The organism is Pseudomonas sp. FBF18 (assembly GCF_024261405.1).
GTDB classification, from domain to species: domain Bacteria; phylum Pseudomonadota; class Gammaproteobacteria; order Pseudomonadales; family Pseudomonadaceae; genus Aquipseudomonas; species Aquipseudomonas palmensis.
On the sequence record NZ_QKRS01000007.1, the window covers coordinates 91911 to 106937 of the forward strand.

13 protein-coding genes are annotated in these 15027 nt (G+C 64.6%); 6 read left to right on the plus strand and 7 right to left on the minus strand.

All coding sequences use genetic code 11. The features are described from left to right. Positions 1-49: 49 nt before the first annotated feature. Positions 50-271 (minus strand): YgdI/YgdR family lipoprotein, encoded by a 222-nt coding sequence (locus tag DN387_RS13090; RefSeq protein ID WP_043864585.1) that lies wholly within the window; start codon positions 269-271, stop codon positions 50-52. 200 nt (positions 272-471) lie between these two features. Between DN387_RS13090 and moaB the strand changes: the two genes are divergently transcribed. Both moaB and glp read left to right on the plus strand, forming a co-directional pair. Continuing rightward, positions 472-1011: a molybdenum cofactor biosynthesis protein B gene (gene moaB, locus DN387_RS13095; protein WP_043864584.1), complete on the plus strand. Its 540-nt coding sequence runs from the start codon at positions 472-474 to the stop codon at positions 1009-1011. Then, a complete protein-coding gene (gene glp, locus DN387_RS13100; protein WP_054916196.1) occupies positions 995-2221 on the plus strand; it encodes a gephyrin-like molybdotransferase Glp in 1227 nt (408 codons plus the stop codon). The genes moaB and glp overlap by 17 nt, the downstream gene beginning before the upstream one ends. On the opposite strand, the gene DN387_RS13105 is transcribed toward glp, so the two are convergent. Continuing rightward, positions 2210-3454, minus strand: coding sequence for a glycosyltransferase family 4 protein (locus tag DN387_RS13105; RefSeq protein WP_043864582.1), 1245 nt, complete (start codon positions 3452-3454; stop codon positions 2210-2212). The genes glp and DN387_RS13105 overlap by 12 nt on opposite strands. Before the next feature lie 65 nt (positions 3455-3519). After that, positions 3520-4974, minus strand: a complete 1455-nt coding sequence (locus DN387_RS13110) for a mannose-1-phosphate guanylyltransferase/mannose-6-phosphate isomerase (protein ID WP_054916195.1) — start codon at positions 4972-4974, stop codon at positions 3520-3522. 299 nt (positions 4975-5273) lie between these two features. Here DN387_RS13110 and yegS point away from each other — a divergent pair, with 299 nt between their 5' ends. Then, complete coding sequence (gene yegS, locus DN387_RS13115) at positions 5274-6173, plus strand: lipid kinase YegS (protein WP_043864580.1); 900 nt, start codon at positions 5274-5276, stop codon at positions 6171-6173. On the opposite strand, the gene DN387_RS13120 is transcribed toward yegS, so the two are convergent. The 3 genes from DN387_RS13120 to DN387_RS13130 all read right to left on the minus strand — a co-directional run bounded on the left by DN387_RS13120 (position 6157) and on the right by DN387_RS13130 (position 8623). Next, positions 6157-6816 (minus strand): response regulator transcription factor, encoded by a 660-nt coding sequence (locus tag DN387_RS13120; RefSeq protein WP_043864579.1) that lies wholly within the window; start codon positions 6814-6816, stop codon positions 6157-6159. The genes yegS and DN387_RS13120 overlap by 17 nt on opposite strands. Further along, positions 6806-7702 (minus strand): sensor histidine kinase, encoded by an 897-nt coding sequence (locus DN387_RS13125; RefSeq protein WP_043864578.1) that lies wholly within the window; start codon positions 7700-7702, stop codon positions 6806-6808. Before DN387_RS13125 ends, DN387_RS13120 begins: the two co-directional genes overlap by 11 nt. 459 nt (positions 7703-8161) lie before the next feature. Further along, positions 8162-8623: a hypothetical protein gene (locus tag DN387_RS13130; protein WP_043864577.1), complete on the minus strand. Its 462-nt coding sequence runs from the start codon at positions 8621-8623 to the stop codon at positions 8162-8164. A 397-nt stretch (positions 8624-9020) separates the two neighbouring features. On the opposite strand from DN387_RS13130, the gene DN387_RS13135 reads away from it, so the two are divergent. Further along, positions 9021-9956, plus strand: coding sequence for a chemotaxis protein CheV (locus tag DN387_RS13135; RefSeq protein ID WP_043864576.1), 936 nt, complete (start codon positions 9021-9023; stop codon positions 9954-9956). 75 nt (positions 9957-10031) lie between these two features. Further along, the gene (locus DN387_RS13140; RefSeq protein WP_043864575.1) at positions 10032-10835 is read left to right on the plus strand and encodes an MOSC domain-containing protein; all 804 of its coding nucleotides are present in this window, start codon (positions 10032-10034) and stop codon (positions 10833-10835) included. Positions 10836-10932: 97 nt separating this feature from the next. On the opposite strand, the gene DN387_RS13145 is transcribed toward DN387_RS13140, so the two are convergent. Continuing rightward, entirely contained in the window at positions 10933-12861 is a 1929-nt protein-coding gene (locus DN387_RS13145; protein WP_054916194.1) for a transglycosylase SLT domain-containing protein, read from the minus strand. 210 nt (positions 12862-13071) lie between these two features. On the opposite strand from DN387_RS13145, the gene DN387_RS13150 reads away from it, so the two are divergent. Beyond that, positions 13072-14991: an ATP-binding cassette domain-containing protein gene (locus DN387_RS13150; protein ID WP_043864573.1), complete on the plus strand. Its 1920-nt coding sequence runs from the start codon at positions 13072-13074 to the stop codon at positions 14989-14991. Positions 14992-15027 lie beyond the last annotated feature (36 nt).

The window sequence follows — 15027 nt, forward strand, 5'->3', positions numbered from 1 at the left end:
ACCGGCAAGCCCCGGCGAGGGGCCTGAAGCTTGCCGTCTGTACTGCCTTTTACAGCTCTTTCACGGTGCGGACCTGGTCCTTGTTGATCCGGGTGCTCTTGCCGTCGAGCTGTTCGATTTCATAGAAGCCCGAATCTTCATCGTACTTGGGGGTGTCGACCGCCTGGATCTCACGTCCGTCATTCAGCGTGATCACGGTAGGCGAAGCACACCCGGCGAGGGTGCCCAGGCCCAGGGCGAGCAGGAAAGCGGGGAGGGTCCGTTGAATCATATTCTTTCTCCATTGAGGGGGAAGTTGCGGGTCATGTCATTGAGACGCATCGCGTCCCAGCAAGTTCCTCGCAACTTGAGCATAGCGGCTGAACCGCGTCATTGATCGGGAACAATGCAATCGGCCGCTGGCGGGCGGGCGCGGGGAGGGCTGTGATATAACTGGCGGCATTCTTTCCCTGTCATGGATTCACCCTCCTCATGAAAGCCAAGGCTGATGTACCGTTCGTGCCGCTGAACATTGCCGTGCTGACCGTCAGCGATACCCGCACCCTGGAAACCGATACCTCCGGCCAGGTGTTCGTCGACCGCCTGACTGCTGCCGGCCACGCGCTGGCCGCCCGTGTACTGCTCAAGGACGACCTCTACAAGATTCGCGCGCAGGTCGCTACCTGGATCGCCGACGAGCAGGTGCAGGTGGTACTGATCACGGGCGGCACCGGCTTCACCGGCCGCGACAGCACCCCCGAGGCGGTCGGTTGCCTGCTCGACAAGCAGGTCGACGGCTTCGGTGAACTGTTCCGGCATATCTCCCTGGCCGATATCGGCACCTCCACCGTGCAGTCCCGCGCCCTGGCCGGGCTGGCCAACGGTACGCTGGTGTGCTGCCTGCCCGGCTCGACCAACGCGGTACGCACCGGCTGGGACGGGATTCTTGCCGAGCAACTGGATGTACGCCATCGCCCGTGCAATTTCGTCGCGCACCTCAAGCAGGCGGCGCCGTGTGAAAGCCGTGGCTGAGCCTGTTGCGGCAAAGCCGCTGCTGCCCGTGGAGCAGGCCCTGGAGCGCTTGCTGGCGCTGGCCGAAGCGGCGCGCATCGAAGACTGCGAAGCGGTGCCACTGGCTGCTGCCGAGGGCCGTGTGCTGGCCACGGCGCTGGTCGCCGGCCTTGACCTGCCACCCTGGCCCAACAGCGCCATGGACGGCTACGCACTGCACCACGCCGACTGGCAGGGCACGCCGCTGGTGGTGAGCCAGCGCATTCAGGCCGGGCAGGCGCCTGCGCCTCTGGAGCCGGGTACCTGTGCGCGCATCTTCACCGGTGCGCCGCTGCCGGCAGGGGCCGACTGCGTCGAGATGCAGGAAAACGTCGATGTTCAGCCCGATCAACGCGTGTGTTTCACCGAGCCGCTCAGTGCCGGGCTCAACGTGCGCCCGCAGGGCCAGGAAACCCGGGCAGGTGAAACCGTGCTGGACGCCGGGACCCGCCTCGGGCCGGTCGAGCTGGGCCTGGCTGCCTCGCTCGGCTGCGCGGTGCTGTCGGTAGTGCGCAAGGTGCGGGTGGCGGTGCTTTCCACCGGCGACGAACTGGTCGAGCCGGGGCTGCCCCTGGGCCCCGGGCAGATCTACAACAGCAACCGGCGCCTGCTGGTCAGCTGGCTGCAGCGCCTGGGCTGCGAGGTGAAGGACGCCGGCATCCTGCCCGATGATCTGGCGTTGACCCGTGAGCGCCTGGGCCAGCTCAAGGACGTCGACCTGATTCTGTCCACCGGTGGTGTATCGGTGGGCGAGGCCGATTACCTGGGTATCGCCCTGCGCGAAGAAGGTGAGCTGTCGCTGTGGAAGCTTGCGATCAAGCCCGGCAAGCCGCTGACCTTCGGGCATTTTCGCGGGGTGCCGGTGATCGGCCTGCCAGGCAACCCGGCGTCGACCCTGGTCACCTTCGGCCTGCTCACCCGGCCGTACCTGTTGCGCCGCCAGGGTGTGCAGGACGTGACGCCGCTGCAGTTCAGCGTGCCTGCCGGTTTCGACTGGCCCAAGCCAGGCAATCGCCGCGAATACCTGCGCGCGCGCATGGAGCAGGGCCAGGCGCTGATCTACAAGAACCAGAGCTCGGGTGTGCTGCGCAGCGCCGCGTGGGCCGAGGGCCTGGTGGAGGTGCGCGAGGGCACTGCGCCCGGCAAGGGCGACAGCGTGCAGTTCATCCCCCTCAGCGAGCTACTCGGCTGACGGCAGCAGGCCCCGGGCAACCCGGTCGTTGCCCAGTGGGGCCTGCGCGGCGAGGCGCGCATACACGCTCTCCAGCTGCGCGGCGGCCCTGCTCCAGTCATGCTGCTCGCGCACGAACTGGCGCGCGGCATCGGACAACTGCTGCATGCGCGTCGGGTGGCTCAGCAGGCGGGTGATGATCAGTGCCAGCGTGTCGGTGTCGTCCCCTCCCAGGTAGTGCTCGCCGTTGCGCACTGCCAACCCCGCTGCGCCCTGGGTGGTGGTGACCACCGGCAGGCCTGCGGCCATGGCCTCGAGCAACTTGATCTTGCACCCACCGGCATGACGCAGCGGGGCAAAGAACAGCGCCGAGTGGCGTTGCAGCTCACGCAGGTCGGGCAGGTAGCCGATCCATTCGATGCGCGGGTCGTTCCAGCGCAGCTTCCACTGGGTGGGCAGGGCATGTCCGACCACCGCCAGGCGCACGGCCGGGTTGCTCAGCCATACCTGCGGCAGGATCTCCTCCAGCGCCCACTCCAGCGCCTCCAGGTTGGCGCCGTATTCGAAGTTGCCCACCAGCAGCAGGCGCTGGCTGTGCGGGCAGGCGCTGATGTGCTGGTAGTACTCGTAGTCCACGCCGTTGATCACCACCTCGGCAGGGCGGCCGGTGAACTGGCGGATCTGTTCGGCATCGCGCGGGTTGACGGCCACCACTTCGCTGGCCTGGCGCAGCACCCGCGACTCCCAGCGCCGGTAGCGCCAGCGGTCGAAGCTGTTGAACGGTCGCAGCCACAGGGGCAGGCGGTCCTGGCACACCGCGCCGGTGTCCGACTCCACATGATGCTCGCTGACCATGAAAGGCAGGCCGCTGGCTTGCAGGGCCTTTTCGAAGGGTTGGAAACTGTAGCTGTGCTCGATCTGGATCACATCCCACTGCTCGCGCAGCAACGTTTCGAAGCAGTGGCGCAGGTGGGGCGCCAGGCCGTTGGTGCTGGCCCGCATCGGGTAGCCGACGTACAGCGCCGCCAGCAGGTTGAGCGGGCTGCGCAAAGGCCTTCGCGGCAACACGATCAGGCGCTCGAGCAGTGGCTCCAGTGCCTGTCGGGCTGCCTCGCCAAGCGGAACTTTCGAGTGCACCAGCAGCGTGATCCTGTGCCCGCGTTCAGCCAGGCCACGCAACAGGTGGTATTGCCGGGCCTTGCTGCCGCTGGTGGTGGGCCAGGGCAGGTAAGGCAGTGTCCAGAGTACGCGCATGACCCACTTCCTCTCTTGCCGCAGGGGCGTCGACAGGCTGAATGCGAAAACGCGCCTGGCGGGCCTCAGCCGATCGCTGCTGCCGGGGCGCGTCCATAGATATCAGTAAAGCGCACGATGTCGTCCTCGCCCAGGTATTCGCCGCTTTGCACCTCGATCATTACCAGATCGATCACCCCGGGGTTGCTCAGGCGATGCTCGCGCCCCGGCTTGATGAAGGTCGACTCGTTGGTGTCGAGCAGAAATTCCTCTTCGCCGTTGGTCACGCAGGCCATGCCGCTGACCACGATCCAGTGTTCGCTGCGGTGATGGTGCATCTGCAGGGACAGGCAGGCCTGCGGGCGTACCATGATGCGCTTGATCTTGAAGCGCGGGCCTTCCTCGAGCACGGTATAGGTACCCCAGGGGCGCGTCACGGTGCGGTGCAGGCGATAGGCGTCGTGGTCCTGGCGCTTGAGCTGCTGGGCAATCAGCTTGACCTCCTGGCTGCGGCTCGCGTCGGCGATCAGCAGGGCGTCGGGGGTGTCGATGATGATCAGGTTGTCCAGGCCGATGGCGCCCACCAGGCGGCGAGGCGAATCGATGTAGCAGTTGCTCACGTCGTGCAGCACGGTCTCGCCGTTGCACTGGTTGCCCTGGGCATCGCCCTGGGCCAGGCTGCGCACCGCCCGCCAGCAGCCGATGTCACTCCAGCCCAACTGGCTGGGCAGCACTGCCACCTGGGTGGAACGCTCCATCACGGCGTAGTCGATGGAGATGTCGGCAACCTGCGCGAAGCTGGTGGCATCCAGTTCCAGTTGCAGGCTGTTGTTGCCCTGTTTGCTCTGGCTCAGCCCAAGGCATTCGCCGACCGCATCCAGAACCTGCGGTGCGTGCTGCTGCAGCTCGCGCAGGATGGCATCTGCACGCATGCAGAACATGCCGGCGTTCCACAGGTGCTGGCCGCCCTCGACATAGCGCTGGGCGGTCTCTGCGTTCGGCTTTTCGACGAAGCGCTCCACGCGATAGCCATGGGCATCCAGGGCCTGGCCCTTCTCGATGTAGCCGAAGCCGGTTTCCGGTTGGGTGGGCACCAGGCCGAAGGTGGTCAGCCAGCCTTGCTCGGCCAGGGCGCGGGCGCGTTCCACGGCCTCTTCGAAGGCTGCCTGGTCGGTGATCAGGTGGTCGGCGGGCAGCACCAGCAGGTGGGCGTCTTCGCCGTATTCACGGGCGCAGTGCAGGGCGGCGGCGGCAATCGCCGGGGCCGTGTTGCGCCCGCAGGGCTCGAGAATGAAGTCCAGCGCGATGCCGGGCTGTTTGAGCTGGCGGTATTCATCCTGGGTGCGGAAGAACACTTCGCGATTGGTGACGGTGAGTACGCGGGCCACATCCTTGAGTGCGCAGGCACGCAGGAAGGTTTTCTGCAGCAGGCTCTGGCCATCGGGCATGCGCATGAAGGGCTTGGGCATGGCCTCGCGTGAAACCGGCCACAATCGGGTGCCGGCTCCACCGGCAATGATGCAAGGGATCAGTGTGCTCATTTCACTCAGCCTCGTGTTCTGGGCACCGCTAGGCGGTGTGATAACAGGGAAAAGGTGAACCTGGCAGGCGCTTTGCTCAATGAGTCAAAAAAGTGACTTTTATCACTGGCATCGTCCGTGAAGGCCAAATATTTGTCGAATGATGCACATCGATTGAGAATCTTTCAATGGCAATTGTGTGAAAGCGCTGTTTTTGACGTGGTCCGCATGCAACGGAACCGTGTTGTAATCGGTCGATATACACGGGCGTCATCTGACGCGGCACCGCCGTCGGCGGTGATCAATGCGGGGGAGCAGTTATGGGTGAGCGCAGGGCATTGTTGATTCTGCATGGCAAGCAGGCCATGAACGACGAGGTGCGCGCGGCGGTAATGGGCTTGCGCGAGCGCGGCTGGCAGCTCGATGTTCGACTCACCTGGGAGGGGGGCGATGCCCAGCGCCTGGTGCACGAGGCGCTGGCGGCGGGGTACCCGCATCTGGTGGCCGGTGGTGGCGACGGTACCCTGCGCGATGTGGCAGAGGCGCTGGCCCAGGCCCGGGGTGATGCCAGCCTGGCGCTATTGCCGCTGGGTACCGCCAACGATTTCGCACGGGCTGCCGGTGTGCCGCTGGAGCCGGACCAGGCTCTGAACCTGCTGGAGTTGCCGGCGCGGGCGATCGACCTGGGCGAGGTGGGCGGGCAGGTGTTCCTCAACATGGCCACCGGCGGTTTCGGCAGCCAGGTCACGGCCAGCACTTCCGAGGACCTGAAGAAGGTAATCGGTGCCGCGGCCTATCTGTTCACCGGGCTGTCGCGTTTCAGCGAGTTGCGTGCGGCCTCGGTGGAGCTGCAAGGTCCGGATTTTCACTGGCAAGGTCAGTTGCTGGCCCTGGGAATCGGCAACGGCCGCCAGGCCGGCGGCGGGCATGTGCTGTGCCCGCAGGCGCAGGTGGACGACGGGCTGCTCGATATCAGCATCCTGCCGGCGCCGCAGGAGGTGGTCGGCACTTTGCGTGACCTGCTGAGCGAGGGCCTGGGGCTGGACAATCTGTTCGTTCGCGCGCGCCTGCCGTGGGTCGAGATCAAGAGCGCCGAAGGCCTGGACATCAACCTCGATGGCGAGCCGCTGCAAGGCGACAGCTGGCGCTTCAGTGCGCTGCCGGGGGCGCTGCGCGTGCACCTGCCCGCCGAGTCGCCGCTGCTCAGTCGTCCAGGCTGATGATCTGTTCGCGCACGGCGAACAGCACCAGGCCCGCCACGTCGTAGATCTGCAGGCGTTTCATGATCTGCGAGCGGTGGGTCTCGACGGTCTTGATGCTCAGGCCCAGGCCGTTGGCGATTTCACGGGTGGATTTGCCGCGCACGATCAGGCGCAGGATTTCCAGCTGGCGCGCCGTGAGGTTGTGGTTCTCGACGGCCTCGGGCTTGCTGCTCTGGGCGCGCAGTAACGCCTGGTTGATCACGGTATGCGCGATGGCCGGGCTCAGGTAGCGCTCGTCGCTGCGCAGCGCGGCCAGTGCCTGCTCCAGTTCGGTGGCGGTGGTGTCCTTGAGCAGGTAGCCATGGGCGCCGATTTCCAGTGCGCGCATGATCAGCTCGGGGTCGGTGTGCATCGACAGGATCAGCACCTTGCTGCGACAGCCAGCAGCCTTCAGGCGGCCCAGGGCCTCCAGGCCCCCGGTCGAGCGCATCGAGATGTCCAGCAGCACGATATCCGGGTCCAGGCGCTGCACCAGTTCGAGCAGTTGGCTACCGTCGTTGGCCTCGCCGACCACGGCGTAGCCGGGTATGTCGGCGACCAGGGCGCGTACGCCGGCGCGAATCAGGGAGTGGTCATCCACCAGCAACAGATTACAGATCATGGGGTTTACTTGTATTGGCGCGTTCACGGGCACGCGGTGGCCAGGGGAACAGTACGTCGATATGGGTACCCTGGCCGGGTTGGCTGTTCACGCTCAGCCGGCCATTGAGCAGGTTGACCCGTTCGCTCATGCCGGCCATGCCGCGCTGGCCCTCCTCGCCGGGGGCGGCAGCAGGCGTGAAGCCCTGGCCGTCGTCGCTGATCGATAGTGCCAGGCCTTCGGGGGTGCGCTCGATGCGCACGCTCAGGTTGCGCGCCCGGGCGTGTCGCAGAATGTTGGTGACGGCTTCCTGGGTAATGCGAAAGGCAGCGATGGCCATGTCTTCCGGAATGCCACCCAGGCGCTGCCTGCACTCCAGGCTCCAGTGCACGTCGGTGTTTTCCAGGGTGCGCAGCAGGTGCGCGCGCAGGCTCGCTTCAAGCCCCAGGCTGGCCAGTTGGCGTGGGTTGAGGATCGCCGACACATCACGCACGTTGGCCAGGGTGTCGTCCAGGGTGCTGCGCAATGTGGCGCAGTGTTCCTGCAGGTCGGCCGGCATGCGCCGTTGCAGCCAGTCTGCCTGCAGCTTGGCGGCTGTCAGCAGTTGGCCGATATCGTCATGCAGTTCGCGGCTCAGACGCTGGCGTTCGCTCTCCTGTACCTCGAGCAGGCGGTGGGCCAGCTCCTGGGGGCGCATGGCGATCGAGCGCGCGGCCTGGCGCAATTGCCAGCCAATTCCGAGCAGGGCGGCCAGCTGCAGTGCCAGCAGGCTGCCGGGCATCGGTGCCGCACGCAGGTACAGGTACAGGTTGGCCGCCGCCGACACCAGGCACAGCAGGGCGCTCAGCCAATGCAGCAGAGAAGCGCCCGGAGGGCCGCGCTTGAGTGTCTTGAGGCTTGAGAGCATAGGGAATGAAGCCACTGAAGTATCGCTGTTGAAAGCCGGTCGAATATCGCCCAACAGGCGTTTGGGGCAACGCCTGGATTTAACTTTGTGCAGTTTTGCCAACACTGGAATCAGACGATTTCAAGTGTGCTGAAAACGCCAAACTTCAGCACCGTGCATTGTCGGTGTGCAATTTGCGTCGGGCATAGTATCACTTCGCTTGGAAATGGTCGCGGGGCGTGAAAGATGTCCGAACTGTCAGTTTTACGGGCTGGTACGGTCGTTCCGGATGGCGCAAAGTCTAGCACTTTGCTATCACTGGTGGCGATACACAACTTGTCCTATATGCGCTGATATTGTTTTTGTATACAGCTGACAGAAACTCGCCGCCCACGCGTAAGTTAATGCTTAGTGTTGTGGGAAAGTGCTTTGAAATGATGTGCGGCGGGGAAATTTCCCACGCCGGTTAGTTGTGCAACTTCATGCGCCCAGGGCGGGTGCAGGGGCGGCGGGTGTGGCGGTCGCCTTGGCCGGTTCTGCGTGCAACTGCCGGAAGGTCTGTTCCAGTTCCTCCAGCAAGGCCAGTTGCTCCTGGGGGTCCAGGTTCAATTGGCCGGTGTGCGGGTCGATCAGTTCAAGCTGCCAGGCCAGCAGGCTCAGGCAGGCTTTCAGCTTGGGCAGTGCAGCGTGAAGGCGCGCGCGGCATTGCTGCGGTTCGAGCACATGACAGAGTTGGCGACAGAAGTCGGCGATCTGCGTCTGGGCCTGCAGGTGGGCACGCTCGGCCAGTGTGCCGAGGGTGTTCAGCAGGCAGTCGCACGCGTCGGTATCGTGGCCGATCAGGTCAAGGTGCGACAGGCACTCCTGAGCGCGGGTCAGCAGTACGTGGGCATCGACCTGAAAGTCGTGTAGGGCGCTGATGTCCGCAGTGGTGTCGGACATCAGTCGTTTCCTGCCAGGCGCAGACTGCGGATGGGGGCTGAAACGCCCTGGAGCCGGTGTTTTGGCAAGACGCTAGCATTGGTTGTGGACAACAAGGCAGTAGCGAGCAAAAGCCTGACTCCATTCATGCAATGAGAATGGCGTCACATTAATGGCTAAAGGATATTGCGAACATCAGGTCTCGCCCGATTGTGGCTAGGGGTTTCCCTGATGGCATTGGCTTGGTGTGATCGCTGATGACCTGCCGCGACTGCAAAACTGTCAGCGCAGTAAACCATGATGCTAAAGTGACATCAATGCCCCCTGCAGCATTTTATTTTGGGGGGTCAAGCCAAGACGAACGCGGCCGATACACGGTTGATAATTCAATTTTTGCGACACGCCTGGGGGTTGTTTAATGGCTGGCATTCTCGACACGGTAGACCAAAGGACGCAGCTGGTAGGCGAGAACCGTCTGGAAATCCTCATGTTTCGCCTGGCCGGGCGCCAACTGTTCGCGATCAACGTGTTCAAGGTGCAGGAAGTGCTGCAGATGCCCAAGTTGACCCTGATGCCGCAACGCCATGCGTATGTGTGCGGCGTGGTCAACCTGCGTGGGCAGACCCTGCCGGTGATCGACCTGTCCCAGGCCATCGGCATGCGCCCACTGGAGCCGGGGCCCAACAGCACCATCATCGTCACCGAGTACAACCGCTCGGTGCAGGCGTTCCTGGTGGGAGGCGTGGACCGTATCGTCAACATGAACTGGGAGGCGATCATGCCGCCGCCCACCAGTGCCGGGCGTCAGCATTACCTGACGGCCATCAGCAAGGTCGACGAGCAACTGGTAGAAATCATCGACGTGGAGAAAGTACTGGCCGAAATCGTGCCGTACAACGCCAAGGTGTCCCGCGACAAGCTGGAAGACCCGGTACTGGCGCAGGCGCGAGGGCGGGAGGTGCTGCTGGTGGACGACTCCACCGTGGCCCTGGCGCAGTTGCGTGAAACCCTGAGCCAGCTGGGGGTGAAGATGCATGTGGCCAGCGATGGCCTCAAGGCACTCAACCTGCTCAAAGGCTGGGCGGATGCCGGTGAGGACGTGTGCTCGAAGTTGCTGATGGTCTTCACCGATGCCGAAATGCCGGAAATGGACGGCTACCGCCTGACCACCGAGATCCGCAACGACCCGCGCCTGCGCAGCCTGTACGTGGTACTGCACACGTCCTTGTCGGGCAGCTTCAACGAGTCGATGGTGAAGAAGGTCGGTTGTGACAACTTTTTGTCCAAGTTCCAGCCCGACAAGCTGGTGGATGTGGTGCGCCAGCGCCTGATGCTGGACGAAGCGACCGTCTGAGCCGGCACCAAGGGCCGGGCAGCGGTTGCCCGGCCTTCGGTGTAAGCTTGCGCCTTTATCATCCGGAGCCGGCCCATGCGTCTGAGCGCGTTGTATCGTTACCCACTCAAGTCGGCCCAGGCGCAAGCCCTGGGGCAGTCGCCGTGCGGCCTGCTGGGCTTGCTGGGTGACCGGCGCTGGATGCTGGTGGAGCAGGACAACGGACGTTTCCTGACCCAGCGCGCCTACCCGCAGATGAGCCAGTTATCGGCGCTGTACGACGCCGATGGCGGTCTGGTGCTCAGTGCCCCGGGTTTTGACCCCTTGCAGGTGGCGGTGCCGCAAGCGGACGCCAATCTGCGTGGGGCGACCATCTGGCGCGACACCCTGCGCGTACCGGATGCAGGCGATGCGGCGGCCGACTGGTTGAGCCGCTTCATCGGCAAGCCGGTGCGCCTGGTGCATGTGCCCGAGCCGCGTACCCGCTATCTGCCGGCCGGCTACGGTGAGAACAGCGACCGTGTGGCCTTCGCCGATGGTTTCCCCTTGCTGCTGATCGGCCAGGCGTCGCTCGACGACCTGGTACAGCGGGTTGGGCGCCCCTTGGAGATGCTGCGCTTTCGGCCCAATCTGGTGGTCGAGGGCAGTGCGGCATATGCCGAGGATGGCTGGAAGCGCATTCGCATTGGCCAGCAGACCTTTCGGGTGCTTTCCCCGTGCACGCGCTGCATCCTCACCACCCTCGACCCGCAGACCGGCGAGCGCAGCCCCGATCGCGAACCCTTGACCACGCTCAAGACCTATCGGCAGAAGGAGGGGGATGTGCTGTTCGGCCAGAACCTGGTGGCCGACGGCGAGGGCATGCTGGAGGTGGGCATGGCGGTCGAGGTGCTGGAATAGCGACGGGCCGCTTCGCCAGCAAGGCTGGCCCCTGCACACGCACCGTCGCCTCCACAAGGTTGCGCTTCGACGTTGCCGGCGAAGCGCTGATCACCGCTTACTGATCGTCGAAAAACCGCTCGTGCCAATCCACCAGTGGCTGCGGTGAATTGAGTTTCTGCCCGTAGATCACCGAATACGACAGCACGTTCTGCACGTACTGGCGGGTCTCGTCGAACGGAATCGACTCCACCCATACGTCGAAGCTCAGGTGATCGGCGCCGCGCAGCCACTGGCGCACGCGTCCGGGGCCGGCGTTGTAGGCGGCCGAGGCCAGCACCCGGTTGCCGTTGAACTGGCCGTGCACCTGGCTCAGGTAGGCGGCGCCCAGCTGGATGTTCTTGTCCGGGTTCAGTACCTGCGCCGGCGAAGCCAGCGGGATGTTGAACTTGCGCGCCGTCTCCTTGGCGGTGGCCGGCATCAGCTGCATCAGGCCGCTGGCACCCACGTGGGAACGGGCATCGTCCATGAAGGCGCTTTCCTGGCGGGTGATCGCGAATACCCAGCTCGAGTGCAGGCCGCGTACCTTGGCTTCGCGTACCAGGGTGTCGCGGTGGGCCATCGGGAAGCGGATATCCAGGTCGTCCCAGTACTGGGCCTGGCTGATGGTGCGGATGGCCGGGAAGTACCAGCGCATTTCATAGGCCAGGCGCGCCTGGGCGACCATCTCGTCGCGGCTGAAATGACGGCTGACGTGGTACCACTCGCGGCGCCCGTCAACGATCTGGCCGCGGGCATGGAATTCCAGCGCGCGCCGCACGCCGGGCGTGTTGCGTACCTTGTTGATCAGTTGCTGGCTGAGCACCAGCGGCTTGTTGTTGAGCTGGTACGGGGTCTGTGCACGATCGGCGGCCAGGAACCCGTAGAAGTCGCGCTCTCGCGCTACCGTCTTGTACAGCAGTGGAATCTGCGGGTTCTTCGGCTGCGCCAGCTCCAGGCTGCGCGCCTGCCAGTAGCGCCAGCGGTTGGTGGTGGCCAGGTCCTGGGGCAGGCGTTTGGTCAGCTCGTAGGCATCTTCCCAGCGGCCCAGGCGCAGCAGCAGGCGCAGGCGCCATTCGGTCACGGTGTTGTCGCGCAGCTCGGGGTCGTACTGGGTCATCAGGCCCAGGGCGCGGGGGTCGTAGCGCCGTGCCAGGGTAAGGCCGATTTCGCGGGCGATCGCCACCTTCTCGTCGCGGGAGAAATGCATGCGATTGGCGTAGTCGTCGAGCAGCGCCATGGCCCGCCCCGGGTCCTGGCGCGCCAGGCGGCGCAGGCCCAGGCTGACCACGTCGGACATCGCTTCGTTGACCGGGGTGAAGCGCCCGGGGTTGTTGAGCAGTTCGGGCTTCTGCGCCACATCCACCAGCAGACGGCCTTGCGGGCCCAGGGTGTTCAGGCCTTTGATCAGGGTGTTGGCCAGGGCGTAGTTGCGCGCCTGGGCCGCGAGCTTGATGCGCTCCCAGCGCTTCTGTTCGGTCAGCTGGCCCTCGGCGGCCCAGCGGTCGAACAGCACGTCACAGGCCGCCGGCTGCGACTTGCCCACCAGCCACAGCTTGTCGGCGGTGGCGTAGCCCTCGGCGCGCAGGTTGTGGCTGAGCTGATACTGGCCGTTGAGGCAGTCGAGCTCGGTGAAGTTCAGCTTGGGGTCGTAGTACTTGACGAAGGGTTGCCAGTCGCCGCGCTCTGCCAGCCAGCGCAACCAGCGCAGTTTCATCCAGTTGGCCTGGGGCAGGTCGCCATGCTCGGCAAGAAACTTCTCGATCTCGGCGTTGCTGGCGCTCTTGAGGCGCGCCGTCAGTTCGTCGTAGGCCAGGTAGGGCTCCAGCGGATAATCACGCAGGGCCTGTTCGTAACGGCGGTAAGGGCCGCTGTCGCCCTTGGCCAGGGCACGCTTGGCTTCATCGTAGTACTGGCGTTGCTGGGTGAGGTCGGCGGCCTGGACGGTGCTGGCCGCGGTGGCGGAAAAAAGCAGACAGGATACGAGGCTGAGCAGGCTGCGGCGCATGATACTTCCGGACAGTTTGACCAAAACGAGTGTCGGCGGCGCCAGCACTGGTGGGATTACGTGCTTAAGCTTAGCCGTTTGCCGGGGGCGGAAGAAAGCATTGTGCTTGTATCGGCATGTAATGCAGGACTGCGGTCGGCACGCCGGTCGCGCTTAATGTGAAGCAGGCGCAACTCAGGTAGAATGCGCCCCCGGTTTTTGGAGAAGATCATGACCCTGCTCAAATTAAGCGATGTGTCCCTTGCGTTCGGCGCCATGCCGTTGCTGGACAAGGTGTCCTGGCAGATCGCCCGTGGTGAGCGGGTCTGCATCATCGGCCGCAACGGCACGGGCAAGTCGAGCATGCTGCGCCTGGTCAAGGGCGACCAGAAGCCCGACGAAGGCGATGTGTGGCGTGCCCCGGGCCTGAAGATCGGCGAGCTGCCGCAGGAACTGCCGGTGGCCGACGGGCGCACCGTGTTCGATGTGGTTGCCGAAGGCCTGGACGGTGTCGGTGCATTGCTCGCCGAGTATCACCACCTGAGCCAGAACATTCACACCGACGCCGACCTGGAAAAGCTCATGCACGTGCAGAGCGACCTTGAGGCGCGCGATGGCTGGCGCTTGCAGCAACTGGTCGACAGCACCCTGAGCCGCCTGCAGCTGCCGGCCGACAAGACCCTGGCCGAGCTGTCCGGTGGTTGGCGTCGGCGTGTGCTGCTGGCCCAGGCGCTGGTGTCCGAGCCCGACCTGCTGCTGCTCGACGAACCGACCAACCACCTGGACATCGGCGCCATCGCCTGGCTTGAAGATGCCCTGAGCGGTTTTGGCGGCGCCGTGCTGTTCATTACCCACGACCGTTCCTTCCTGCAGAACCTGGCCACGCGCATCCTCGAACTGGACCGTGGCGGGTTGATCGACTGGAACGGCGACTACGCCAGCTTCCTGGTGCACAAGGAAGCCGCGCTGGCTGCCGAAGAGACTGCCAACGCGCTGTTCGACAAGAAACTGGCCCAGGAAGAGGTGTGGATCCGCCAGGGCATCAAGGCCCGGCGTACCCGCAACGAAGGCCGCGTGCGCGCCCTGAAGGCACTGCGTGTGGAACGCAGCGAGCGTCGCGAGCGCCAGGGCAAGGCCAACATCCTGCTCGACGTGGCGGAAAAGTCCGGCAAGCAGGTGATGGTGCTGGAAAACGTCAGCTTCGCCCACCCCGACGGCCCTTACCTGGTCAAGGATTTCTCGATGGTCCTGCAGCGCGAGGACCGTATCGGCCTGCTGGGTGCCAACGGTACCGGCAAGACCACGCTGCTCAAGCTGATGCTGGGCGACCTGGAGCCAAGCTCGGGCAAGGTGGAGTCGGGCACGCGTCTCGAAGTGGCCTACTTCGACCAGTTGCGCCATCAGCTTGACCTGGAAAAGACCGTGATCGAGAACATGGCCGAAGGCCGTGACTTCATCGAGATCGATGGGCAGAACCGTCACGTACTGAGCTACCTGGGCGACTTCCTGTTCAGCCCCCAGCGTGCACGCACGCCGGTCAAGGCGTTGTCCGGTGGCGAGCGTGCGCGCCTGCTGCTGGCCAAGCTGTTCAGCAAGCCGGCCAACCTGCTGGTGCTCGACGAGCCGACCAACGACCTGGACGTGGAAACCCTGGAGCTGCTCGAAGAGGTGCTGGCGGGCTTCAAGGGCACCGTGCTGATGGTCAGTCACGACCGGGCGTTCCTCGACAACGTGGTCACCAGCACCCTGGTGTTCGAAGGCGAGGGCAAGGTGCGTGAGTACGTGGGCGGCTATCAGGATTGGATTCGCCAGGGCGGTTCGCCCAAGCTGCTCGGCGTGACCGAAAGCAAGTCGGGCAAGTCCGAGCTCAACAGTGCGGTGGTCGAGGCCGTTGCACCCGAGCCTGCGGCAGCGCCGGTGGTCAATGAAGGCAAGAAGAAGCTCAGCTACAAGCTGCAGCGCGAGCTGGAGGCGCTGCCGGGGCAAATCGATGCCCTGGAGCAGAAGATGGCTGCGGTGCAGGCGGAGATTTCCGATGCAGGCTTCTATCAGCGGCCAATCGACCAGACCACCGCCGTGCTGGCCAGCCTCGAGAAGCTGCAGGGCGAGCTGGACACACTGGTGGAGCGTTGGGCCGAGCTCGACAGCTGATATGAAGAAGGCCCGCTGTGTCCAACAGCGGGCCTT